Source organism: Fictibacillus solisalsi (assembly GCF_900103485.1).
Taxonomy (GTDB): domain Bacteria; phylum Bacillota; class Bacilli; order Bacillales; family Fictibacillaceae; genus Fictibacillus_C; species Fictibacillus_C solisalsi.
This window is the reverse complement of the sequence record NZ_FNHW01000009.1, coordinates 14103-38716: the sequence shown is the minus strand read 5'-3', so window position 1 is coordinate 38716 and position 24614 is coordinate 14103. Positions and strand designations below refer to the sequence as shown.

General features: G+C 44.5%; 31 protein-coding genes. All 31 read left to right on the top strand.

Annotated elements, in window-relative coordinates:
* Window positions 1-229: 229 nt before the first annotated feature.
* The 31 genes from rpoB to map all read left to right on the top strand — a co-directional run bounded on the left by rpoB (window position 230) and on the right by map (window position 24600).
* A complete protein-coding gene (gene rpoB, locus BLT53_RS23770; RefSeq protein ID WP_090239671.1) occupies window positions 230-3772 on the top strand; it encodes a DNA-directed RNA polymerase subunit beta in 3543 nt (1180 codons plus the stop codon).
* A gap of 30 nt (window positions 3773-3802) precedes the next feature.
* Window positions 3803-7423 carry a DNA-directed RNA polymerase subunit beta' gene (rpoC, locus tag BLT53_RS23765; RefSeq protein WP_090239668.1) on the top strand — a complete coding sequence of 1207 codons (3621 nt, stop codon included), beginning with the start codon at window positions 3803-3805 and terminating at the stop codon, window positions 7421-7423.
* Between the two features lie 83 nt (window positions 7424-7506).
* Window positions 7507-7755 carry a 50S ribosomal protein L7ae-like protein gene (locus BLT53_RS23760; RefSeq protein ID WP_061975660.1) on the top strand — a complete coding sequence of 83 codons (249 nt, stop codon included), beginning with the start codon at window positions 7507-7509 and terminating at the stop codon, window positions 7753-7755.
* A gap of 117 nt (window positions 7756-7872) precedes the next feature.
* A complete protein-coding gene (gene rpsL, locus BLT53_RS23755) occupies window positions 7873-8295 on the top strand; it encodes a 30S ribosomal protein S12 (RefSeq protein WP_090239666.1) in 423 nt (140 codons plus the stop codon).
* Between the two features lie 43 nt (window positions 8296-8338).
* On the top strand, window positions 8339-8809 hold the full coding sequence (rpsG, locus tag BLT53_RS23750; protein WP_090239663.1) for a 30S ribosomal protein S7: 471 nt from the start codon (window positions 8339-8341) through the stop codon (window positions 8807-8809).
* A gap of 80 nt (window positions 8810-8889) precedes the next feature.
* Window positions 8890-10968 (top strand): elongation factor G, encoded by a 2079-nt coding sequence (fusA, locus tag BLT53_RS23745; RefSeq protein ID WP_090239662.1) that lies wholly within the window; start codon window positions 8890-8892, stop codon window positions 10966-10968.
* A 115-nt stretch (window positions 10969-11083) separates the two neighbouring features.
* On the top strand, window positions 11084-12274 hold the full coding sequence (gene tuf, locus BLT53_RS23740) for an elongation factor Tu (RefSeq protein WP_090239659.1): 1191 nt from the start codon (window positions 11084-11086) through the stop codon (window positions 12272-12274).
* 342 nt (window positions 12275-12616) lie between these two features.
* Window positions 12617-12925, top strand: a complete 309-nt coding sequence (gene rpsJ, locus BLT53_RS23735) for a 30S ribosomal protein S10 (RefSeq protein ID WP_007203552.1) — start codon at window positions 12617-12619, stop codon at window positions 12923-12925.
* Window positions 12926-12982: 57 nt separating this feature from the next.
* Window positions 12983-13621 carry a 50S ribosomal protein L3 gene (rplC, locus tag BLT53_RS23730; protein WP_090239657.1) on the top strand — a complete coding sequence of 213 codons (639 nt, stop codon included), beginning with the start codon at window positions 12983-12985 and terminating at the stop codon, window positions 13619-13621.
* 17 nt (window positions 13622-13638) lie between these two features.
* Window positions 13639-14262, top strand: a complete 624-nt coding sequence (gene rplD / locus BLT53_RS23725; RefSeq protein ID WP_090239654.1) for a 50S ribosomal protein L4 — start codon at window positions 13639-13641, stop codon at window positions 14260-14262.
* A complete protein-coding gene (rplW, locus tag BLT53_RS23720) occupies window positions 14262-14549 on the top strand; it encodes a 50S ribosomal protein L23 (protein ID WP_090239650.1) in 288 nt (95 codons plus the stop codon). Before rplD ends, rplW begins: the two co-directional genes overlap by 1 nt.
* Window positions 14550-14580: 31 nt before the next feature.
* A complete protein-coding gene (gene rplB / locus BLT53_RS23715; protein ID WP_090239647.1) occupies window positions 14581-15411 on the top strand; it encodes a 50S ribosomal protein L2 in 831 nt (276 codons plus the stop codon).
* 57 nt (window positions 15412-15468) lie between these two features.
* On the top strand, window positions 15469-15747 hold the full coding sequence (gene rpsS, locus BLT53_RS23710; protein WP_061975678.1) for a 30S ribosomal protein S19: 279 nt from the start codon (window positions 15469-15471) through the stop codon (window positions 15745-15747).
* 19 nt (window positions 15748-15766) lie between these two features.
* Window positions 15767-16108: a 50S ribosomal protein L22 gene (gene rplV, locus BLT53_RS23705; protein WP_007203546.1), complete on the top strand. Its 342-nt coding sequence runs from the start codon at window positions 15767-15769 to the stop codon at window positions 16106-16108.
* 3 nt (window positions 16109-16111) lie between these two features.
* Entirely contained in the window at window positions 16112-16771 is a 660-nt protein-coding gene (rpsC, locus tag BLT53_RS23700) for a 30S ribosomal protein S3 (RefSeq protein WP_090239644.1), read from the top strand.
* Between the two features lies 1 nt (window position 16772).
* Window positions 16773-17207: a 50S ribosomal protein L16 gene (gene rplP, locus BLT53_RS23695; RefSeq protein ID WP_090239642.1), complete on the top strand. Its 435-nt coding sequence runs from the start codon at window positions 16773-16775 to the stop codon at window positions 17205-17207.
* Window positions 17197-17400, top strand: a complete 204-nt coding sequence (gene rpmC / locus BLT53_RS23690; RefSeq protein ID WP_090239639.1) for a 50S ribosomal protein L29 — start codon at window positions 17197-17199, stop codon at window positions 17398-17400. The genes rplP and rpmC overlap by 11 nt, the downstream gene beginning before the upstream one ends.
* A gap of 21 nt (window positions 17401-17421) precedes the next feature.
* Window positions 17422-17685, top strand: a complete 264-nt coding sequence (rpsQ, locus tag BLT53_RS23685) for a 30S ribosomal protein S17 (protein ID WP_061975687.1) — start codon at window positions 17422-17424, stop codon at window positions 17683-17685.
* 44 nt (window positions 17686-17729) lie between these two features.
* Window positions 17730-18098, top strand: a complete 369-nt coding sequence (gene rplN / locus BLT53_RS23680) for a 50S ribosomal protein L14 (RefSeq protein WP_061975689.1) — start codon at window positions 17730-17732, stop codon at window positions 18096-18098.
* 63 nt (window positions 18099-18161) lie between these two features.
* Window positions 18162-18470, top strand: a complete 309-nt coding sequence (rplX, locus tag BLT53_RS23675) for a 50S ribosomal protein L24 (protein ID WP_061975769.1) — start codon at window positions 18162-18164, stop codon at window positions 18468-18470.
* A 24-nt stretch (window positions 18471-18494) separates the two neighbouring features.
* A complete protein-coding gene (rplE, locus tag BLT53_RS23670) occupies window positions 18495-19034 on the top strand; it encodes a 50S ribosomal protein L5 (RefSeq protein WP_061975691.1) in 540 nt (179 codons plus the stop codon).
* Window positions 19035-19059: 25 nt separating this feature from the next.
* On the top strand, window positions 19060-19245 hold the full coding sequence (rpsN, locus tag BLT53_RS23665) for a 30S ribosomal protein S14 (RefSeq protein WP_007203538.1): 186 nt from the start codon (window positions 19060-19062) through the stop codon (window positions 19243-19245).
* Between the two features lie 32 nt (window positions 19246-19277).
* Window positions 19278-19676: a 30S ribosomal protein S8 gene (gene rpsH / locus BLT53_RS23660; protein ID WP_061975693.1), complete on the top strand. Its 399-nt coding sequence runs from the start codon at window positions 19278-19280 to the stop codon at window positions 19674-19676.
* Window positions 19677-19704: 28 nt separating this feature from the next.
* A complete protein-coding gene (rplF, locus tag BLT53_RS23655) occupies window positions 19705-20241 on the top strand; it encodes a 50S ribosomal protein L6 (protein ID WP_090239636.1) in 537 nt (178 codons plus the stop codon).
* Between the two features lie 36 nt (window positions 20242-20277).
* Window positions 20278-20640, top strand: a complete 363-nt coding sequence (rplR, locus tag BLT53_RS23650; RefSeq protein ID WP_090239634.1) for a 50S ribosomal protein L18 — start codon at window positions 20278-20280, stop codon at window positions 20638-20640.
* A 14-nt stretch (window positions 20641-20654) separates the two neighbouring features.
* On the top strand, window positions 20655-21155 hold the full coding sequence (rpsE, locus tag BLT53_RS23645) for a 30S ribosomal protein S5 (RefSeq protein WP_074440648.1): 501 nt from the start codon (window positions 20655-20657) through the stop codon (window positions 21153-21155).
* Between the two features lie 14 nt (window positions 21156-21169).
* Entirely contained in the window at window positions 21170-21358 is a 189-nt protein-coding gene (rpmD, locus tag BLT53_RS23640) for a 50S ribosomal protein L30 (RefSeq protein ID WP_061975703.1), read from the top strand.
* 31 nt (window positions 21359-21389) lie between these two features.
* The gene (rplO, locus tag BLT53_RS23635) at window positions 21390-21830 is read left to right on the top strand and encodes a 50S ribosomal protein L15 (RefSeq protein WP_053356181.1); all 441 of its coding nucleotides are present in this window, start codon (window positions 21390-21392) and stop codon (window positions 21828-21830) included.
* Complete coding sequence (gene secY / locus BLT53_RS23630) at window positions 21830-23131, top strand: preprotein translocase subunit SecY (protein WP_090239631.1); 1302 nt, start codon at window positions 21830-21832, stop codon at window positions 23129-23131. The genes rplO and secY overlap by 1 nt, the downstream gene beginning before the upstream one ends.
* A 72-nt stretch (window positions 23132-23203) precedes the next feature.
* Window positions 23204-23857 carry an adenylate kinase gene (locus BLT53_RS23625; RefSeq protein ID WP_090239629.1) on the top strand — a complete coding sequence of 218 codons (654 nt, stop codon included), beginning with the start codon at window positions 23204-23206 and terminating at the stop codon, window positions 23855-23857.
* Window positions 23854-24600: a type I methionyl aminopeptidase gene (gene map / locus BLT53_RS23620; RefSeq protein ID WP_090239626.1), complete on the top strand. Its 747-nt coding sequence runs from the start codon at window positions 23854-23856 to the stop codon at window positions 24598-24600. The genes BLT53_RS23625 and map overlap by 4 nt, the downstream gene beginning before the upstream one ends.
* Window positions 24601-24614: the final 14 nt, after the last annotated feature.

Here is a 24614-nt window from a genome sequence, read left to right as displayed (position 1 = left end):
GAATTCACATTTTCTGCCTTTGTGTTCAAATGCAGAAAAAACCTCGATATAACAACTATTTCTAGGTATATCAAGAGAAGAAATTGGACAAAATTATATAATCTGTTGCTCGATTGAAATTGTGGTTTTGAAAGAAAACCCTTTTTCTTTTTGTCTTTCTGGCATTCGATAGTAGAATGTTAGAGTATATAGGAACAAGAAAAAACGCTGGATTTGAGGGGTGAATCAGTTGACAGGTCAACTAGTTCAGTTTGGACGCCACCGCCAACGAAGAAGTTACGCAAGAATTAGCGAAGTGCTTGAATTACCGAATCTAATCGAAATTCAAACCGCTTCCTATCAGTGGTTTCTTGATGAGGGACTGCGTGAAATGTTCCAGGACATTTCGCCAATTGAAGATTTCACAGGAAATCTCGTGCTAGAGTTTATCGACTATAGCTTAGGAGAGCCGAAATATCCTGTGGAAGAATCAAAAGAGCGTGATGTAACTTATGCTGCGCCGCTTCGTGTAAAGGTGCGTCTCATTAATAAAGAGACTGGCGAAGTGAAAGAGCAAGAAGTATTTATGGGAGATTTCCCGTTAATGACAGATACAGGCACGTTTGTGATCAACGGTGCTGAACGTGTAATTGTTTCTCAGCTTGTTCGTTCACCGAGTGTCTACTACAGTGAAAAAATTGATAAAAACGGTAAAAAGGGTTTCACTGCCACTGTTATACCAAACCGGGGTGCCTGGCTGGAGTTTGAAACAGACGCCAAGGACATCGTATATGTGCGCATTGACCGCACAAGGAAAATTCCTATTACCGTATTGCTTCGTGCATTAGGGTTTGGTTCTGATCAAGAAATCATCGACCTTCTTGGCGAAGACGAGTATTTAAGAAACACTCTTGATAAAGACAATACAGAGGGTACGGAAAAAGCACTCCTAGAAATCTATGAGCGCCTTCGCCCCGGCGAACCGCCTACTGTCGATAATGCCAAGAGTTTGTTAGACTCACGCTTCTTTGATCCAAAACGTTATGACCTTGCAAGCGTGGGCCGTTATAAAATCAACAAAAAGCTTCATATCAAAAACCGCTTATTCAACCAAAAGCTGGCTGAATCCCTTGCAGATCCGGAAACAGGAGAAGTGATTGCAGAAGCAGGCACTCTGCTGGACCGACGTACGCTGGACAAGGTGCTTCCTTACCTTGAAAACGGCATTGGGTTCCGTCATGTGACTCCGGCAGGCGGCGTAGCTGAAGATCAGGATATTCCGCTTCAGTCTATTAACATTTATGCTCCGGACGATCCAGACGGTGAGCGCGTCATCAAAGTAATTGGTAATGCGAACGTTGAAAAGTCTGTAAAGAACATTACAGTCTCTGACATCATTGCTTCTATTAATTACTTCTTCAACCTGCTTCACAGTGTGGGCAACACAGATGATATTGACCACCTTGGAAACCGCCGCTTGCGTTCAGTAGGCGAGCTGCTCCAAAACCAATTCCGTATTGGGTTGTCCCGTATGGAGCGTGTCGTTCGTGAGCGTATGTCCATTCAGGATACTAACGCCATCACACCGCAGGCACTGATCAATATCCGTCCAGTGATTGCTGCTATTAAAGAATTCTTTGGAAGCTCTCAGCTTTCTCAATTCATGGACCAGACCAACCCGCTCGCAGAACTTACACATAAGCGCCGTCTATCCGCATTGGGACCAGGTGGACTTACGCGTGAGCGCGCAGGATTTGAGGTGCGTGACGTTCACTATTCCCACTATGGGCGTATGTGTCCGATCGAGACACCTGAGGGACCAAACATTGGTTTGATCAACTCCTTATCCAGCTATGCGAAGGTAAACGAGTATGGATTCATTGAAACTCCATACCGCCGCGTCGATCCTGAAACTGGTAAAGTGACAGGGCGAATCGACTACCTCACAGCCGATGAGGAAGATAACTATGTAGTAGCACAGGCGAACTCACTTCTTGGTGATGATGGTTCGTTCTTGAACGAAGACGTTATTGCCCGTTTCCGTGGTGAAAACACGATTGTCCGACGTGATCGAATTGATTACATGGACGTTTCTCCAAAGCAGGTTGTATCTGCTGCAACGGCGTGTATCCCGTTCCTTGAAAACGATGACTCCAACCGTGCCTTGATGGGTGCGAACATGCAGCGTCAAGCGGTTCCTTTGATGGTTCCGGAAGCTCCGGTTGTTGGAACAGGAATGGAGCACGTGTCTGCAAAAGACTCTGGTGCAGCTGTCATCTGTAAATACGAAGGAATTGTTGAAAAAGTAACGGCGAAACAAGTCCAGGTGCGACGAATTGAAGTCGTGGATGGAAAAGAAGTAGAAGGTCAGCTTGACCGCTACAATTGTCTTAAATTTATCCGTTCCAACCAGGGAACGTGCTATAACCAGCGTCCGATCGTTTCTAAAGGCGACCGTGTAGTAAAGGGAGAAATCCTTGCAGACGGACCATCCATGGAAAAGGGAGAACTTGCGCTTGGCCGTAACGTTCTTGTTGGATTCATGACATGGGAAGGCTACAACTACGAGGATGCCGTTATCATGAGCGAGCGTCTGGTAAAAGATGATGTGTATACATCCATTCACATCGAGGAGTACGAGTCTGAAGCACGTGATACAAAACTCGGGCCTGAGGAGATTACAAGAGACATCCCTAACGTAGGGGAAGAGGCTCTTCGCAATCTGGATGACCGTGGTATTATCCGTGTGGGTGCTGAAGTAAAAGACGGCGACATTCTTGTGGGTAAAGTAACACCTAAAGGGGTTACGGAACTTACAGCCGAAGAACGTCTTCTACACGCCATCTTTGGTGAAAAGGCACGTGAAGTCCGTGATACATCCCTAAGAGTGCCACACGGCGGCGACGGGATTATCCTCGACGTAAAAGTATTTAACCGTGAAGACGGCGATGAGCTGCCTCCTGGTGTGAATCAGCTTGTTCGTGCGTACATCGTGCAAAAGCGTAAGATCCACGAAGGAGATAAAATGGCCGGCCGCCACGGTAACAAAGGTGTTATCTCCCGCATTATGCCGGAAGAAGATATGCCGTACCTTCCAGATGGAACACCAATCGATATCATGTTGAACCCGCTGGGCGTACCTTCCCGTATGAACATCGGGCAAGTGCTTGAACTACACTTGGGAATGGCTGCAAGACAGCTGGGCCTTCATATGGCAACACCGGTATTTGACGGTGCCCGTGAGGAAGATGTTTGGGAAACCATTGAAGAAGCAGGAATGGCCCGTGACGGTAAAACCGTTCTTTATGACGGAAGAACCGGGGTTCCATTCGACAACCGTGTGTCTGTTGGGGTCATGTACATGATCAAACTGGCTCACATGGTTGATGATAAACTTCATGCCCGTTCAACCGGACCATACTCTCTTGTTACCCAGCAGCCGCTTGGTGGTAAGGCACAGTTTGGTGGACAGCGTTTTGGTGAGATGGAGGTATGGGCACTCGAAGCATATGGTGCCGCTTATACACTTCAAGAAATACTTACCGTCAAGTCCGATGACGTGGTCGGCCGTGTGAAAACATACGAAGCGATCGTCAAAGGCGAGAACGTTCCGGAACCAGGAGTTCCTGAATCATTCAAAGTATTGATCAAAGAACTTCAGTCACTCGGAATGGATGTTAAGATCATGTCCGGAGACGACACAGAAATTGAAATGCGCGAGCTTGATGATGAAGAAGATCAGGCGAGCGAAAAGCTTAATTTAAATCTTGAATCTTACACTGTGAGTGAATAAAAACAGGATATCATAAGGGAGGTTTGCTCCTTGATAGACGTAAACAATTTTGAGTATATGAAAATAGGCCTCGCTTCTCCAGACAAGATCCGTTCCTGGTCAAGAGGAGAAGTGAAAAAACCAGAAACGATCAACTATCGTACATTAAAGCCTGAAAAAGACGGTTTGTTCTGTGAGCGTATTTTTGGTCCCCAAAAGGACTGGGAATGTCATTGCGGTAAATACAAACGTGTCCGTTATAAAGGTGTTGTATGTGATCGCTGTGGCGTAGAAGTAACTCGTGCTAAAGTTCGACGTGACCGTATGGGTCACATCGAGCTTGCTGCACCTGTTTCGCACATTTGGTATTTCAAAGGAATACCAAGCCGTATGGGTCTTGTACTTGATATGTCTCCAAGAGCACTGGAAGAAGTCATTTACTTTGCATCTTACGTGGTGACAGATACGGGTGAAACGCCGCTGGAGAAAAAACAGCTGCTTTCTGAAAAAGAATACCGGTCATACCGTGAAAAATACGGTCAAGGCTTTACTGCACAAATGGGAGCGGAGGCGATCCGCCGTCTTCTTGAAGATATCGACCTTGTAAAAGAAGTCGACCAGCTGAAGGAAGAATTGAAAACAGCGCAAGGACAGCGCCGTACCCGTGCGATTAAACGCCTTGAAGTACTGGAAGCGTTCCGTCATTCAGGAAACGAGCCACACTGGATGATCTTGGATGTTCTTCCTGTCATTCCGCCTGAGCTTCGCCCGATGGTGCAGCTTGACGGAGGACGTTTTGCCACATCCGATTTGAACGACTTGTACCGCCGTGTGATTAACCGTAACAACCGTTTGAAGCGTCTTTTGGACTTGGGTGCGCCGAACATTATCGTACAAAACGAAAAACGTATGCTTCAGGAAGCGGTTGATGCGCTAATCGACAACGGACGCCGCGGCCGTCCTGTAACAGGGCCGGGCAACCGTCCGTTAAAATCACTTTCTCATATGCTTAAAGGGAAACAAGGTCGTTTCCGTCAAAACCTTCTTGGTAAGCGTGTTGACTATTCCGGCCGTTCCGTTATCGTGGTAGGTCCTCACCTTAAGATGTACCAATGTGGTCTTCCTAAGGAAATGGCTCTTGAGCTTTTCAAACCATTTGTAATGAAAGAGCTCGTGGCTAAAGGCCTTGCTCATAATATTAAGAGTGCGAAGCGCAAGGTAGAGCGCGTTCAGCCTGAAGTTTGGGATGTTCTTGAAGATGTAATCAAAGAGCACCCGGTACTCTTGAACCGGGCCCCTACGCTTCACAGACTGGGTATCCAGGCATTCGAACCTACACTTGTTGAAGGCCGTGCGATTCGTCTTCACCCGCTCGTATGTACAGCATACAACGCTGACTTCGATGGTGACCAAATGGCGGTTCACGTACCTTTATCTGCTGAAGCACAAGCTGAAGCACGTTTGCTCATGCTGGCTGCACAAAACATCCTAAATCCTAAAGACGGTAAACCGGTTGTTACACCGTCACAGGATATGGTATTGGGTAACTACTACCTTACAATGGAGCGTGCAGGTGCCATTGGTGAAGGATCTGTCTTTAAAGATGCAAACGAAGCAATCGTGGCGTACGAAAATGGTTATGTCCATCTTCATACCCGTATTGCTGTTCCAGTTTCAACTTTAAACAAACCTTCATTTAAGGAACACCAGCAAAACATGATGCTGATGACAACTGTCGGTAAGCTTCTCTTTAACGAGATTCTTCCGGAGTCGTTCCCATACATCAATGAGCCGACAACAACCAACCTGCAAATTGAAACACCAGAGAAATACTTCCTTCCTCAAGCTGCGAATATTAAAGAAGAAATCGCTAAGCATGATGAAGTAGATCCGTTCAAAAAAGGAATTCTCGGAAAAATCATTGCAGAAGTGTTCAAACGATTCAAGATTACCGAAACATCCAAGATGCTTGACCGCATGAAAGAGCTTGGATTTAAGTATTCCACACGAGCTGGTATTACCGTTGGTGTTTCCGACATCGTCGTATTGCCGGAGAAACAGGTTATCCTTGAAAAGGCAGAAGAAAAGGTTACTACTGTAACAAAACAATTCCGCCGTGGTCTGATTACAGAAGACGAGCGTTATGAGCGCGTCATCAACATCTGGAGCCAGGCGAAGGATGAAATCCAGCAAAAACTGATGCTTACCCTTGATAAGAGAAACCCGATCTTCATGATGAGTGACTCTGGTGCCCGTGGTAACGCATCTAACTTTACGCAGCTTGCCGGTATGCGTGGTCTCATGGCCAACCCGGCTGGTAAAATCATTGAGTTGCCGATCAAATCCAGCTTCCGTGAAGGTCTGACGGTACTCGAATACTTTATCTCTACACATGGTGCACGTAAAGGTCTTGCCGATACTGCACTGAAAACAGCTGACTCCGGTTACTTGACACGCCGTCTTGTAGACGTTGCACAGGACGTTATTGTCCGTGAGGATGACTGCGGAACCGACCGCGGCCTTAAAGTGGCAGCGATCAAAGAAGGAAACGAAGTGATCGAGAACCTATACGAGCGTCTTGTTGGCCGTACAGCCTTCAGAACCGTATACCATCCGGAAACGAACGAAGTTCTTGTCAGCAAAAATGAACAAATTACGGAAGATTCCGCTCAAGCTGTTGTCGATGCCGGAGTGGAAGAAGTAACCCTTCGTTCCGTATTTACATGTGATACCCGTCACGGTGTTTGTAAGAAATGTTACGGCCGCAACCTGGCAACAGGCTCTGACGTTGAAGTTGGGGAAGCGGTTGGTATTATCGCTGCACAATCCATCGGGGAGCCGGGAACACAGCTTACGATGCGTACCTTCCATACAGGTGGTGTAGCAGGAGACGATATCACCCAAGGTTTACCGCGTATCCAGGAATTGTTTGAAGCACGTAACCCGAAAGGTCAGGCTTTGATTTCTGAGCTTGAAGGTACAGTCATCAATATCAACGAATCCAAAGAGAAGCGTGAGATCCTTGTTCAAGGTGAAATCGAAACCCGTTCTTACACCGTTCCATATGGTGCCCGCATTAAAGTTGCAGAGGGTGATGTAGTAACTGCCGGTCAGGTACTGACTGAAGGTTCCATCGACCCGAAAGAATTGATCAAAGTCCGTGGAGCAGAAGGTGTTCAGGAATACTTGCTGCGTGAAGTTCAAAAAGTATACCGTATGCAAGGGGTAGAAATTGGCGACAAGCACGTGGAAGTAATGGTCCGCCAGATGCTTCGCAAGGTCCGTATCATCGATGCCGGCCATACCGATGTACTGCCTGGTGCGTTGGTTGATATTCATACCTTTACTGATGCAAACAGAAAGATTCTTCTTGAAGGCGGAATCCCGGCAACAGGACGTCCTGTATTGCTTGGTATTACCAAAGCTTCTCTTGAAACAGAATCCTTCTTGTCAGCAGCATCCTTCCAGGAAACGACTCGTGTCCTGACTGATGCGGCAATCAAAGGTAAACGGGATGAATTACTCGGATTGAAAGAGAACGTAATTATTGGTAAACTGATCCCTGCAGGTACAGGTATGTCCCTATACCGCAACGTCGGAATGGATTCTCCGGTCTCCACTGACGAAGAAACTGTGGGATCAGAAGCAACAGAGCTAGTCTCACAAGATTAACAAGAGAAGTGTTGACATTGGGAGCACATGAGTGATATTATATCTGAGTGCTCCTAAGAAATGTTACTTTGGAGGATATAACGATGTCTTATGAAAAAGTGACACAGGCTTCTGATTTTATCGTAGGAACTAAGCAAACCATTAAGGCTTTGCAAAACGGGGAAGTTAGAGAGCTCGTCGTTGCCGATGATGCTGACCCTCGTGTAACCGGTAAAGTATTGCAGATTGCACAGGAAAGACTTGTCCCGATTACGAGAGTCGATTCCATGAAAAAGCTTGGCAAAGCTTGCGGGATTGATGTTGGAGCCGCAACTGTTGCGATAAAAGGATAAATTAAATGTTTTTGCGACGCCGCTTGCGTGGCCTCTCGCAAAAACTTTCTTTTGTCCAAAGATGAACCACCTGGTTCAGTGGTCTTAGAAAAAAGGATAAGAAGGGAGGAAAAACAAATGCCTACAATTAACCAATTGGTTCGTAAAGGCCGTGAGTCAAAAGGTAAAAAGTCTGACTCTCCAGCACTTAACAAAGGTTACAACAGCTTCAAGAAAGCTCAAACCGATGTTTCATCTCCGCAAAAACGTGGGGTATGTACTCGTGTTGGTACAATGACACCGAAGAAACCGAACTCGGCTCTTCGTAAATACGCTCGTGTACGTTTAACTAACGGAATTGAAGTGACTGCTTACATCCCTGGGATCGGGCACAACCTTCAAGAGCACAGCGTTGTGTTGATCCGTGGCGGACGTGTAAAAGACTTACCGGGGGTACGTTACCACATCGTTCGTGGTGCGCTTGATACTGCTGGTGTAAACAACCGTATGCAAGGTCGTTCCAAATACGGAACTAAGCGTCCTAAAGCTGCTAAAAAGTAAGTTGAAATAAATAAGAAATAAATAGGAGAAAGGAGGGGACACAATGCCTCGTAAAGGACCTGTATCTCGTCGTGATGTGTTACCTGATCCAATTTACAAGTCTAAGCTTGTAACTCGTCTAATCAACAAAATTATGATTGACGGTAAAAGAGGAGTAGCACAAACCATTCTTTATAATGCATTTGACATTATTAGAGAACGCACAAACTCAGAGCCAATGGAAGTTTTCGAACAAGCTCTTAAAAACATCATGCCAGTACTTGAAGTTCGTGCCCGCCGTGTGGGTGGAGCTAACTACCAAGTACCAGTTGAAGTTCGCCCAGAGCGTCGTACGACTCTAGGACTTCGTTGGTTGACTAACTACGCTCGTCTTCGTGGGGAAAAGACAATGGAAGAACGTCTTGCCAACGAAATCATGGATGCCGCCAACAATGCTGGAGCTTCCGTGAAGAAGCGTGAAGATATGCACAAAATGGCAGAAGCAAACAAAGCGTTTGCTCACTACCGCTGGTAAAAAACACAAGAGACAGTTTATTGGCTGTCTCTATCCCACTATAAAAAAATATTTCCTATGTATAGGAAGGAGAGAAATTCATGGCACGAGAATTCTCCTTAAAAAATACGCGTAACATCGGGATCATGGCTCACATCGATGCCGGTAAAACAACAACAACTGAACGTGTACTTTACTATACAGGTCGAATCCACAAAATTGGTGAAACGCACGAAGGTGCTTCCCAAATGGACTGGATGGAGCAGGAACAAGAGCGCGGAATTACAATCACTTCCGCTGCTACAACTGCTCAGTGGAAAGGTCACCGTATCAACATCATTGATACTCCTGGACACGTAGACTTTACAGTAGAAGTAGAACGCTCATTGCGTGTATTAGACGGAGCTGTAGCTGTACTAGATGCACAGTCTGGGGTTGAACCACAAACTGAAACTGTATGGCGTCAAGCAACAACTTACGGGGTACCCCGTGTAGTTTTCGTAAACAAAATGGACAAGATTGGTGCTGATTTCCTTTACTCTGTAAAGACACTTCATGACCGTCTTGGTGCAAACGCACACCCAATTCAGCTTCCTATCGGTGCTGAAGATCAGTTCGAAGCCATCATCGACCTTATTGAGATGAAAGCTGTCTTCTACGGTAACGACCTTGGAACAGATATCACAGTTGGTGAAATTCCTTCTGAATATCAAGAACAAGCGGAAGAGTACCGTGGAAAGCTTATCGAAGCTGTAGCTGAGCTTGATGAAGAATTGATGATGAAATACTTAGAAGGCGAAGAGCTTACTAACGATGAAATCAAAGCCGCAATCCGTCAGGGTACTGTAAACGTTGAGTTCTACCCTGTAATCTGTGGATCTGCTTTCAAAAACAAAGGTGTTCAGCTTATGCTGGATGCAGTTCTTGACTACTTGCCTGCTCCTACAGATGTAGAAGCAATCAAAGGACATCTTCCTGATTCTGAAGAAGAAGTTTCCCGTGTATCTAGCGATGAAGCTCCATTCTCAGCCTTGGCATTTAAAGTTATGACTGACCCTTACGTTGGTAAACTTACTTTCTTCCGTGTGTATTCCGGTACATTGAATTCAGGTTCATACGTACAGAACTCTACAAAAGGTAAGCGTGAGCGCGTAGGACGTATCCTTCAGATGCACGCCAACCACCGTGAAGAGATCTCTACTGTATATGCTGGAGATATCGCGGCAGCTGTAGGTTTGAAAGATACTACAACCGGTGATACTCTTTGTGATGAGAAGGACCAGGTTATCCTTGAATCCATGGTATTCCCTGAGCCGGTAATCCACTTGTCCATTGAGCCTAAGTCTAAGGCTGACCAGGACAAAATGGGTATGGCTCTTGCGAAACTTGCTGAAGAGGATCCAACGTTCCGAACTGAAACTGATGAAGAAACAGGACAAACGATCATCGGTGGTATGGGTGAGCTTCACCTTGATATCCTTGTTGACCGTATGAAACGTGAATTCAAAGTTGAAGCGAACGTAGGTGCTCCACAGGTTGCATACCGTGAAACCATCCGCCAAGCGGCTAAGGTTGAAGGTAAGTTCGTACGTCAGTCCGGTGGTCGTGGTCAATACGGTCACGTTTGGATCGAGTTCGAGCCAGGTGAAGAAGGATCTGGATTCGTATTTGAAAACAAAATCGTCGGTGGTGTTGTTCCTCGTGAATACATCCCAGCGGTACAAGCCGGTATTGAAGAATCAATGAAAAATGGTATGCTTGCTGGATTCCCATTGCTTGATCTTAAAGCAAGAATCGTTGACGGTTCATACCATGACGTTGACTCCAACGAAATGGCGTTTAAGATTGCCGGTTCCATGGCACTTAAGAACGCAAAATCAAAATGTGACCCTGCTATCCTTGAGCCAATCATGAAAGTAGAAGTGGTTGTTCCTGAAGAATACATGGGAGACATTATGGGTGACGTAACCTCCCGACGCGGACGCGTTGAAGGTATGGAAGCTCGAGGTAATGCTCAAGTGGTTAAAGCGATGGTACCACTTGCTGAAATGTTTGGTTATGCAACTTCACTTCGTTCTCGTACACAAGGACGTGGAACTTACTCCATGCACTTTGATCACTACGAAGAAGTACCAAAATCCATTTCAGAAGAAATCATCAAAAAATCAACTGGACAATAATGGTTGCCAGTTGTAACAGGCTTGCTTTTCATGTAAGCTAGAATAGGCAGACAATCCGTCTGTTTATATAAATAAATCAACTAATTTTCACACATATTAAGGAGGAATCTTTCTCATGGCTAAAGAGAAATTTGATCGTTCCAAAACGCATGCCAATATCGGCACAATCGGTCACGTTGACCACGGTAAAACAACTTTAACAGCTGCTATCACATCTGTACTTGCTAAAAGAAGCGGTAAAGGTGCTGCAATGGCTTACGACCAAATCGACGGTGCTCCAGAAGAGCGCGAACGCGGAATCACAATCTCAACTGCACACGTTGAGTATGAAACTGACAAGCGTCACTATGCACACGTTGACTGCCCAGGACACGCTGACTATGTTAAAAACATGATCACTGGTGCTGCACAAATGGACGGAGGGATCCTAGTAGTATCTGCTGCTGACGGCCCAATGCCACAAACTCGTGAGCACATCCTTCTTTCTCGTCAAGTAGGTGTTCCTTACCTAGTTGTATTCTTGAACAAATGTGACATGGTAGATGACGAAGAACTTCTTGAACTAGTTGAAATGGAAGTTCGTGACCTTCTTTCCGAGTACGATTTCCCAGGAGACGATGTTCCTGTAATCAAAGGTTCTGCTCTTAAAGCTCTTGAAGGAGATGCTGAGTGGGAAGAAAAAATCATCGAACTTATGGACGCAGTTGATGAGTACATCCCAACTCCTCCACGTGACACTGACAAGCCATTCATGATGCCTGTTGAGGACGTATTCTCAATCACTGGCCGTGGTACAGTTGCTACTGGACGTGTTGAGCGTGGACAAGTTAAAGTCGGTGACGTTGTTGAGATCCTTGGTCTTACTGAAGAGCCAAAATCAACTACTGTAACTGGTGTTGAAATGTTCCGTAAACTTCTTGACTATGCTGAAGCTGGTGACAACATCGGTGCACTTCTTCGTGGGGTATCCCGTGAGGATGTTGAGCGTGGACAAGTTCTTGCTAAGCCAGGAACTGTTAAAGCTCACACTAAGTTCAAATCTGAAGTTTATGTTCTTTCAAAAGAAGAAGGTGGACGTCACACTCCATTCTTCTCTAACTACCGTCCTCAGTTCTACTTCCGTACAACTGACGTAACTGGTATCATCCAACTTCCAGAAGGAACTGAAATGGTTATGCCTGGAGACAACATCGAAATGACTGTTGAACTAATCGCTCCAATCGCGATCGAAGAAGGAACTAAGTTCTCTATTCGTGAAGGTGGACGTACAGTAGGTGCTGGAGTAGTAGCAACTATCACTGAATAGTCTTTCATATAAAGAAGCATCCCGAATTTCCGGGATGCTTTTTTTGTTCTATTACTATAGAAGAAACACGACAAGATCATTTTTCCAGTTTGTATTTATCCTTGATTTTATGCAGGTTTGCCCCTATAATAGAAAAAGTGTGCGACCGAGAAAAATATTTATAAGAATAGCTTGCATTGGGCAGCTGTTTTTACTATAATAAGTAATGTTGGTCATTCATTTGCGATGATCCGGAAGGTTGCTGACACACCCGGCCCCATTGCCATGGCGGATGTCTGTCAGGTAAATTTCCGTGGGAGTAATGTCTGTTTATCAAAATGGGCGAATAAAGGAGGGAAAATAATGGCAAAGCAAAAGATTCGTATTCGATTAAAAGCGTATGATCACAGAATTCTTGATCAGTCTGCTGAGAAAATTGTTGAGACAGCAAAACGTTCTGGTGCAAAAGTATCCGGACCGATTCCGCTTCCAACTGAGAAAGCTGTTTACACAATCCTACGTGCGGTGCACAAATATAAGGATTCTCGTGAGCAGTTCGAAATGCGCACACATAAGCGCTTGATCGATATCATCGAGCCAACGCCGCAAACTGTTGATTCATTAATGCGTTTGGATCTTCCATCTGGCGTGGACATTGAAATCAAACTTTAATTCGTGTGAATTCACAATATAAAAACAACATTTAACATTTAATAGGAGGTGTGACTAATGGCCAAAGGAATCTTAGGTAAAAAAGTTGGAATGACTCAAGTGTTTGCAGAAAACGGTGATCTTATCCCAGTTACTGTGGTAGAAGTTACTCCAAACGTTGTTCTTCAAAAGAAAACTGCTGAAAACGACGGATACGAAGCAATCCAATTAGGATTTGATGACAAGAAAGAAAGCCGTGTGAACAAGCCTGCAAAAGGGCATGCTGCTAAAGCTAACACAAACCCTAAGCGCTTCGTTAAAGAATTCCGCAATGTAGAAGGCGCGGAATATGAGGTTGGTCAAGAAGTCAAGGTTGATATTTTCGCAGAAGGTGACATCGTGGATGTAACCGGCACATCAAAAGGTAAAGGATTCCAAGGTGTAATCAAGCGTCACGGACAATCCCGCGGACCGATGAGCCATGGTTCTCGTTACCACCGTCGTCCTGGTTCTATGGGTGCAGTTGACCCTAACCGTGTATTCAAAGGTAAAAACCTACCTGGACGTACAGGCGGAGATACAATTACTGTTCAAAACCTAGAAGTAGTAAAAGTTGACGCTGAGCGCAACTTGCTTCTAATCAAAGGTAACGTACCTGGTGCGAAGAAAAGCTACGTTACAATTAATGCTGCTGTAAAAGCAAAAGAAGCTAAATAAGAAGGGAGGATACATCGATGCCTAAAGTAGCTATTTACAAACAAGATGGTTCTCAAGCAGGCGACCTAGAGCTTAATGCTTCCGTTTTCGGTATTGAACCAAACCAAAATGTGTTATTTGATGCTGTTGTTATGCAGCAAGCGTCTCAACGCCAAGGTAACCATGACGTGAAAAACCGTTCTGAAGTTGCTGGTGGTGGACGCAAACCATGGAGACAAAAAGGAACTGGGCGTGCTCGTCAAGGTTCAATCCGCTCTCCACAATGGGTTGGTGGTGGAACTGTATTCGGACCAACACCAAGAAGCTATTCTTACAAATTACCTAAGAAAGTACGCCGTTTAGCAATTAAATCTGCACTTTCTTCCAAGGTTATCGATAATAACCTAGTCGTACTTGATGCTCTTTCTTTTGACGCTCCTAAGACAAAGGACATGAAACAAGTACTAACAAATCTATCCGCAGATCGCAAAGCACTTGTTGTGACAGGTGACTTCAACGAATTTGTTGCGTTATCTGCTCGTAACATCCCTGGTGTAACAGTCGTTACAGCAAGCGGTGTAAACGTGCTTGATGTGCTTAACCACGACAAGCTTGTTATGACAAGAGACGCTGTGGAAAAAGTAGAGGAGGTGCTTGCATAATGGATGCACGAGATATTATTAAGCGCCCCGTAATTACAGAGCGTTCTACTGAAATTATGGCTGATGGTAAATACACTTTTGAAGTTGACACTCGCGCAACAAAGACTCAAATCAAGTCTTCTCTTGAAGAAATCTTTGGGATTAAAGTTGCATCAGTAAATACTGTAAACTCCAAAGGGAAATTCAAGCGTGTAGGTCGTCATTCTGGTTACACCGCAAAGCGTAAGAAGGCGATTGTTACACTAACTCCAGAAAGCAAAGAACTCGATTTCTTTGAGGGAGTATAAACCGAGAAACAGGTAAAGGAGGGAAACACACATGGGTATCAAAAAGTTTAAACCGATCACTAACGGTCGCCGTAATATGACTCAGTTGGACTTCGCTGAGATTACAACAGACCAACCGGAAAAATCATTGCTTGCTCCACTTAGCAAAAAGGCTGGACGTAACAACCAAGGTAAACTTACTGTCCGTCACCAAGGCGGTGGGCACAAGCGTAAATACAGAATTATCGACTTTAAACGTAACAAAGATGGAATACCAGGACGCGTTGCTACGATCGAATACGATCCAAACCGTACGGCTAACATCGCGCTTATCAACTATGTTGATGGTGAAAAACGTTACATTCTTGCTCCTAAAGGACTTAAAGTAGGTCAAGAAATCATGTCGGGCCCTGAGGCTGACATTAAAGTAGGGAATGCACTTCCACTTGCGAACATTCCTGTAGGTTCTACAATCCACAACATCGAGCTTAAACCTGGTAAAGGCGGTCAGCTGGTTCGTTCTGCTGGTGCTGAAGCTCAGCTTCTTGGTAAAGAAGAAAAATACGCTCTTGTTCGTCTAGGTTCTGGCGAAGTTCGTATGATCCTTCTAACTTGCCGTGCAACAATCGGCCAAGTAGGTAACCTTGAGCATGAACTAGTTAACGTAGGTAAAGCTGGTCGTTCTCGCTGGATGGGTATCCGTCCGACAGTTCGTGGTTCTGTAATGAACCCTAATGATCACCCGCACGGTGGTGGTGAAGGTCGCGCTCCAATCGGACGTAAATCACCAATGTCACCATGGGGCAAACCGACTCTTGGTTACAAGACTCGTAAGAAAAACAATCCAACAGACAAGTACATCGTACGTCGTCGTAAAAAATAACGTGTTTGTTCTACGGTTCAATCGAACCGTAGCGCAATCGCGAAGGGAGGTTCACGTATGGGTCGCAGTTTGAAAAAAGGACCTTTTGTTGATGACCACTTAATGAAAAAAGTTGAAGGCTTGAACGAATCTAATGACAAAAAAGTTATTAAAACTTGGTCTCGCCGTTCTACAATTTTCCCGGAATTCATCGGACACACATTAGCAGTATATGATGGCCGTAAGCACGTACCGGTTTATGTTACAGAAGACATGGTCGGACACAAGTTGGGTGAATTCGCACCAACTCGTACTTACAAAGGTCATGCCGCTGATGATAAGAAAACAAGACGTTAATTGAGGGGAGGTACACAAAATGCAAGCAAAAGCTGTTGCTAAACAAGTGCGTATTGCTCCTCGTAAAGCTAGAATTGTTATCGACTTGATTCGAGGTAAGCAAGTAGGCGAAGCACTTGCGATTCTACGCCTTACACCAAAAGCTGCTTCTCCAGTGATTGAAAAGGTGTTAAAATCTGCTATCGCAAACGCGGAACACAACTATGAAATGGAACCAAACAACCTTGTGGTATCATCTGCATTCGTAGATGAAGGCATTACGTTAAAACGTTTCCGTCCTCGTGCTATGGGACGTGCAAGCCGTATTAACAAGCGTACTAGCCACATCACTATCGTTGTTTCTGAAAAGAAGGAGGGATAAGACGTGGGTCAAAAAGTAAATCCGATAGGACTACGTATTGGCGTTATTCGTGACTGGGATTCAAAATGGTACGCTGATAAAGACTATGCTGATCTATTACACGAAGATCTTAAAATTCGTAAATATATCGAAAAACGACTAAAAGACGCGGCTGTATCCGGTGTTGAAATCGAGCGTGCAGCAAACCGCGTGAATATCACAATCAAAACTGCTAAGCCAGGTATGGTTATCGGTAAGGGTGGTACTGAAGTTGAAGCACTTCGTAAAGCACTTAACGAACTTACTGGCAAGCGAGTACATGTGAACATCTTTGAAATTAAGCAAGCAGATGTTGATGCTAAGCTTGTTGCCGAAAATATTGCTCGTCAATTGGAAAACCGTGTGTCTTTCCGCCGTGCAATGAAGCAAGCAATCCAACGTTCTATGCGTGCTGGAGCAAAAGGTATCAAGACTGAAGTATCCGGACGTCTTGGTGGAGCTGATATCGCTCGTTCAGAATCTTACAGTGAAGGAACTGTTCCTCTTCATACCCTTCGTGCAGACATCGACTACGGAACTGCAGAAGCTGACACAACTTACGGTAAACTTGGTGTGAAAATCTGGATCTACCGTGGGGAAGTCCTTCCAACAAGAGGAACGAAAAAAGAGGAAGGAGGCAAATAATATGTTATTGCCAAAACGTGTTAAATACCGCCGTGAACACCGCGGAAAAATGCGCGGACGTGCAAAAGGCGGAGCTGAAGTAGCATTCGGTGAATATGGTTTGCAAGCTGTTGAAGCATCTTGGATCACTAACCGCCAGATCGAAGCAGCTCGTATCGCGATGACTCGTTACATGAAACGTGGCGGTAAAGTATGGATTAAAATTTTCCCGTCAAAGCCTTACACAGCTAAGCCTCTAGAAGTTCGAATGGGTTCCGGTAAAGGGGCACCTGAAGGATGGGTTGCTGTAGTAAAACCAGGAAAAATTATGTTTGAAATCGCTGGTGTATCTGAAGAGGTAGCTCGTGAAGCACTTCGTCTTGCTGCACACAAGCTTCCAATCAAATGTAAATTTGTAAAACGCGAAGAAGTGGGTGGTGACACTAATGAAGGCTAATGATATCCGTAACATGACCACTGCTGAAATCGAACAAAATGCTAAGTCTCTAAAAGAAGAGCTTTTCAATCTTCGTTTTCAACTCGCTACAGGTCAATTAGAAAACCCTGCCCGCATTCGTGAAGTTCGTAAAGCAATTGCCCGTGCAAAAACTGTTTTACGTGAAAGAGAGCTAGGGATTACTAACGCTTAATATTGAGAGGAGGTTCGCACAATGAGTGAACGAAACCAACGTAAAGTTTATCTTGGCCGTGTAGTTTCTGACAAGATGGACAAAACAATCACTGTGCTTGTAGAGACTTACAAAAAACACCCTTTATATAACAAGCGTGTTAAGTACTCTAAGAAGTTTAAAGCTCATGATGAAAACAACACTGCAAAAGTGAATGATTTGGTAAGAATCATGGAAACTCGTCCGCTTTCTAAAGACAAGCGTTTCCGTTTAGTAGAAGTGGTTGAAGAAGCAGTAGTTATTTAATATATGTTCGGATCGAAAATGTATCCGAAAGGAGGTCAATTCGCATGATTCAACAAGAGACTCGTTTAAAAGTAGCTGACAACTCTGGTGCTCGTGAGTTGCTATGCATTAAAGTTCTTGGCGGCTCTGGACGCAAATACGCTAACGTTGGTGACATCATCGTCTGTTCTGTAAAATCTGCAACACCAGGCGGCGTTGTTAAGAAGGGTGACGTTGTTAAAGCGGTAGTTGTTCGTACAAAACGCGGAATGCACCGTAACGACGGATCCACTATCCGTTTTGACGAGAACGCAGCAGTAATCGTTCGTGATGACAAAGGTCCTCGTGGTACTCGTATCTTTGGACCGGTTGCTCGTGAACTTCGTGACAAGCAGTTCATGAAGATCGTTTCACTTGCTCCAGAAGTGCTTTAATTATCAATAGAATGCAAGGCTCAAATCTGCAGGCTTGTAAGGAGGTGCAACACGCTCATGCCAATGCATGTTAAAAAAGGCGATAAAGTACAAGTGATTTCCGGTAAGGATAAAGGCAAACAAGGAGTAATTCTTGAAGCTTATCCGAAACAAAATCGTGTCCTTGTAGAAGGCGTTAATATCGTTAAGAAACACTCGAAACCGTCTCAGGCTAATCCACAAGGTGGAATCGTAAGCCTAGAAGCTCCGGTTCATGTTTCTAACGTAATGCCTCTAGATCCAAAGACAAACGTTCCTACCCGTGTAGGATACAAAGAAGTCGATGGTAAAAAAGTTCGTGTAGCTAAATCAGGTGAAGTTTTAGATAAATAATCGCAGTGAAAGGAGGGCATCTTGATGAACCGTCTACAAGAGCGTTATAAAAGTGAGATTGTTCCTTCTCTAGTAGAGAAGTTTAATTACACTTCTGTAATGGAAGTTCCAAAGATCGAAAAAATCGTAATCAACATGGGTGTTGGTGACGCAGTTTCCAACTCTAAAGTGCTGGATACAGCTGTTGAAGAACTAACTACAATCGCTGGTCAAAAGCCAGTAATTACTCGTGCTAAGAAATCTATCGCAGGCTTCAAGCTTCGTGAAGGGATGCCAATCGGTACAAAAGTTACTCTTCGCGGAGAGCGCATGTATGATTTCTTAGACAAATTAATCGCAGTTGCACTTCCACGTGTACGTGACTTCCGTGGTATTTCAAAGAAAGCTTTTGATGGCCGTGGTAACTACACTCTTGGTGTTAAAGAACAATTGATCTTCCCAGAGATCGATTACGATAAAGTAAATAAAGTTCGCGGTATGGACATCGTTATCGTAACGACTGCCAACACGGACGAAGAGGCTCGTGAGCTATTGACTCAAGTAGGAATGCCTTTCCAAAAATAATCTTTAAGCCAAAGGAGGTAAACCCGTGGCAAAGAAATCTATGATTGCTAAGCAACAACGCCAGCAAAAGTTCAAAGTGCAGGAATACACTCGCTGTGAACGATGCGGGCGTCCTCATTCAGTAATCCGCAAGTTTAAACTCTGCCGTATTTGCTTTAGAGAACTTGCTTATAAAGGTCAAATTCCTGGTGTTAAAAAAGCCAGCTGGTAATACCCTGAACAAAGGGAAGGAGGTAAATATCAATGGTCATGACAGATCCAATTGCAGATATGCTTACTCGTATTCGCAACGCTAACACCGTTCGTCACGATAAATTAGAGGTTCCTGGTTCTACAATTAAAAAAGAGATCGCAGAAATCCTCAAGCGTGAAGGTTTTGTACGCGATGTAGAATACATTGAAGATAATAAACAAGGGATGATTCGCATCTTCCTTAAATACGGTTCTAACAATGAGCGTGTAATTACTGGTCTTAAGAGAATCAGTAAGCCTGGACTTCGTGTATACGCAAAATCAACTGAACTTCCACGAGTACTTGGAGGATTGGGGATTGCGCTTGTATCCACTTCAAAAGGCATTCTAACTGACAAAGAAGCTCGCCAGCAACAAGTCGGCGGCGAAGTATTAGCATACGTTTGGTAAAATTTTAGCAGCGAATGGAGGTGTCATTATGTCTCGCGTAGGTAATAAACCTGTTGAGATCCCAAGCGGCGTAACAGTTGATGTGAAGGATAACTTCGTAACTGTTAAAGGTCCAAAGGGAGAACTAACTCGACAATTCAGCAAAGATATTAAAATTAACGTGGCTGAAAGCACAATCACTTTTGAGCGCCCGAGCGATCACAAAGAGCACCGTGCTTTACACGGAACAACTAGAAGCGTACTTAACAACATGGTTATCGGTGTTACTAACGGCTACGAAAGAGCACTCGAAATCATTGGTGTAGGTTACCGTGCATCTAAATCTGGAAACAAACTGATCCTTAACGTTGGATACTCTCACCCAGTAGAAATCGTTCCTGAAAACGGAATCGACATCGACGTTCCTTCTAACACAAAAGTGATAGTTAAAGGTATCGACAAGCAGCGTGTTGGTGAAGTTGCAGCAAACATCCGTTCAATCCGTTCTCCAGAGCCTTACAAAGGTAAAGGAATTCGTTATGAAGGTGAGTTTGTACGACGTAAAGAAGGTAAGACTGGTAAATAAGACCGGTTAAGAAGTTAGCGGAAAGGAGTGCATAGGATGATCACTAAAGCGGATAAAAATGTCGCTCGTAAAAAAAGACATGCTCGTGTTCGCCGCTCTGTAATCGGAACAGCAGAACGTCCTCGTTTGAACGTATTCCGTTCTAGCAAGCACATTTATGCTCAACTGATCGATGATGTGAACGGAGTAACAATCGCATCTGCCTCTTCTATGGATAAAGAAGTAGGTATCGAAAACGGCGGTAACGTTGAAGCAGCGAAAGCAATCGGCGAAGCTATTGCTAAGCGTGGTTCAGAAAAAGGCGTTAAAGTAGTAGTATTCGACCGTGGCGGTTATTTATATCATGGACGTGTAAAAGCATTAGCTGATGCAGCCCGTGAGGCTGGGTTAGAATTTTAATAGAAGGAGGGAAACTGATGCGTATCGACCCTAATAAACTTGAACTTGAAGAACGTGTCGTAACGGTCAACCGTGTAGCGAAGGTTGTAAAAGGTGGACGTCGTTTCCGCTTTGCTGCAGTTGTTGTCGTTGGTGACAAAAATGGTCATGTCGGATTTGGTACTGGTAAAGCTCAAGAGGTACCAGACGCGATCCGTAAAGCAATTGAAGACGCAAAGAAAAATCTTATTACAGTACCAGTTGTTCGTACAACAATCCCTCACCAAATTACAGGACAATTTGGCGCAGGAAAAGTATTGCTTAAGCCTGCTTCTGAGGGTACTGGAGTTATCGCAGGTGGACCTGTCCGTGCGGTACTAGAACTTGCTGGAGTAGCTGATATTCTTTCTAAATCACTTGGATCTAACAACCCAATCAACATGGTGCGTGCTACGATTGAAGGATTAAGAAATCTTAAACGTGCTGAGGACGTTGCGAAACTTCGCGGCAAATCAGTCGAAGAGCTTTTAGGTTAAGGAGGGAACAGTAGATGGCTAAGAAATTAGAAATCACCCTCACACGCAGTGTTATCGGACGTCCTGAGAATCAGCGTGTAACTGTTAAGACTTTAGGTCTTAGAAAAATGCATCAAACGGTTGTACACGAAGACAACCAAGCTATCCGTGGTATGGTTAACAAGGTATCTCACCTTGTGACTGTAAACGAAATCGACGCGTAAAACGTTAATTAAATCATGAGGAGGTGCTCACATGAAACTTCATGAGTTGAAACCAGCTGAAGGATCCCGTTCAACACGCAACCGCGTAGGACGTGGTATCGGTTCAGGAAATGGTAAAACAAGTGGTCGTGGACACAAAGGTCAAAAAGCACGTTCTGGTGGCGGAGTTCGTCCTGGATTTGAGGGTGGACAAAATCCATTAGCACGTCGTTTGCCTAAACGTGGATTCACAAACCCAACTCGCAAAGAGTACTCAATTGTTAATCTTGAAAAACTTGCACGTTTTGAAGAAGGTACAGAGGTAACTCCGGAACTTCTTATCGAAACTGGTGTGGTAAGCAAAGAAAACAGCGGTATTAAAGTGTTAGGAAATGGCAAGTTAGGAGTTAAGCTTACAGTTAAGGCCCATAAGTTCTCCGCTTCTGCGAAAGAAGCGATTGAAGCGGCCGGCGGAAAAACTGAGGTGATTTAATGTTCCGGACAATCTCCAACATTATGCGTGTGGGTGATCTGAGAAACAAGATTCTATTTACACTTTTGATGCTGATCGTTTTCAGGATCGGAACGTTTATTCCTGTTCCAGGTGTGAATCGCGAGGTTCTTAAGTTTGGTACTGAAAATAACGCAAGTATTTTTGGATTCTTGAACACGTTCGGTGGTGGAGCATTAAAAAACTTCTCCATCTTTGCAATGGGTATCATGCCATACATTACAGCATCAATCATTGTTCAGCTGCTTCAAATGGATGTGGTTCCTAAGTTCACAGAGTGGAGTAAACAAGGGGAAGTGGGCCGACGCAAGCTGGCTCAGTTCACCAGATACGGAACAATTGTCCTTGGCTTTATCCAGGCCATCGGAATGTCCATCGGGTTTAACAACCTGTTCCCTGGACTGATTTCGAACCCGGGAATCATGACGTATTTGTTTATTGCGTTAGTGTTGACTGCCGGAACTGCCTTTTTGATGTGGTTAGGTGAGCAGATTACCCTTAAGGGAATTGGAAATGGGATTTCCGTTCTCATTTTCGCGGGGATTGTCGCAGCTATTCCTACAGCTGTTAACCAGATATATGCAGCGCAATTCAAAGGCGCAAACGATCAGCTGTTTATGCACATTGTAACTGTACTTCTGTTACTGGTCGCTATTATTTTAATCGTTGTCGGTGTTATCTACATTCAACAAGGTTTGCGCAAGATCCCGATTCAGTATGCAAAACGCGTCGTCGGAACAAAGCCTGTTGGCGGCCAATCCACGCATTTGCCGATTAAAGTCAACGCAGCAGGAGTCATCCCGGTTATCTTTGCGATTTCCCTGATTATTACTCCTCGTACTATTGCCGGCTTTTTCGAGCAAAACAATGTAACAAAGTGGATTGTCAGCACGTTTGACTACACCCAGCCAGTCGGAATGATTTTATATGCGCTTTTAATTATTGGATTTTCGTACTTCTACACGTTCATTCAGGTCAATCCAGAACAAATGGCTGATAACTTGAAGAAACAGGGTGGTTATATCCCAGGTATTCGTCCGGGAGCCAACACCCAATCGTATATTACGAAAATTCTATATCGATTAACTTTTGTAGGATCTCTATTCCTTGCGTTTATCGCTATTCTCCCGGTAATCTTTACAGCAATTCCAGGGCTCAACCTTCCGTCTTCGATTCAGATTGGCGGCACGAGCTTACTGATTGTTGTAGGTGTGGCATTAGACACGATGAAGCAAATTGAAAGCCAGTTGATTAAACGGCATTACAAAGGCTTCATTAAGTAGAGGAAAGGGAAGACATCTTCTTCCCTCAAACCCTCGGTCTATTGGCAAGATTAGTGAGTATGGAGGGATTAGATGTATCTTGTATTGATGGGATTGCCTGGTGCCGGAAAAGGGACACAGGCAGAACAAATTGTTGAGCAGTACGGCATTCCCCATATCTCAACAGGAGATATGTTCAGGGCTGCAATTAAGGAAGGCACTCCTCTTGGTCTGAAGGCAAAGTCATATATGGATTCCGGTAACTTGGTTCCGGATGATGTAACGATCGGAATTGTCCGTGAACGTCTTGCCAAAGATGACTGTAAGAAGGGATACCTGCTTGATGGTTTTCCTCGGACTGTTGCTCAGGCCGAAGCGCTTGAGGACATCACGTCTGAGCTGGATCGCCGAATCGATTATGTACTCAACATCTCTGTAGAAAAAGATCAGTTGATGCAGCGATTGACCGGCCGCCGGATTTGTCCGGTATGCGGAACCACTTATCATGTTATTTTCAATCCTCCGAAAGTGGATGGTAAATGTGATAAGGATGGCGCTGACTTAATCCAGCGCGAAGATGACAACGAAGAAACCGTTCGTACTCGCTTGGAAGTAAACATGGAGCAATCCAAACCATTATTAGATTTCTATAAAGATAAAGGCTACCTCAAGAATATTGACGGTGACCAGGAAATCAATAAAGTCTATGCAGACATTAATGAACTAATCGGAGGGCTGGCAAAATGATTATCTGCAAAACGCCGCGGGAGATCGATCTCATGCGGGAAGCAGGGAGAATCGTTGCCCTAACTCACGAGGAGTTAAAGAAACACATTAAACCTGGTGTGACAACAAAAGAGCTGGATAACATTGCTGAAAAGTTTATTCGCAGCCAGGGTGCAATCCCTTCATTCAAGGATTATAATGGATTTACGGGAAGCATCTGTACTTCCGTGAATGAAGAGCTTGTACATGGAATTCCGGGAAAGCGTGTATTGAACCATGGCGACATTATCTCTTTGGATATAGGGGCGAAATACAAAGGCTACCACGGCGATTCTGCCTGGACTTACGGAGTGGGAGAGATCTCGGAAGAGTCTCAAAAGCTTCTTGATGTAACTGAGCAATCTCTTTTCAAAGGATTGGAGAAAGCGAAGGCAGGTGCCAGACTTACAGACATTTCTCATGAGATTCAAGTATATGCAGAAGCTGAAGGGTTTTCTGTTGTACGCGAGTACGTGGGACATGGAGTCGGCCAGGAATTGCATGAAGATCCGCAAATTCCTCATTATGGACCGCCTGGAAAAGGGCCGATCCTGAAAAAAGGAATGGTCTTGGCCATTGAGCCGATGATCAATGCCGGATCTCGTTATGTTAAAACATTATCCGATAACTGGACGGTTGTGACAACGGATGGCAAATGGTGTGCTCATTTTGAACATACTGTGGCCATTACGGAGGAAGGATACGAAATCCTAACAAAGATCTAGGTGAAGGTGATATA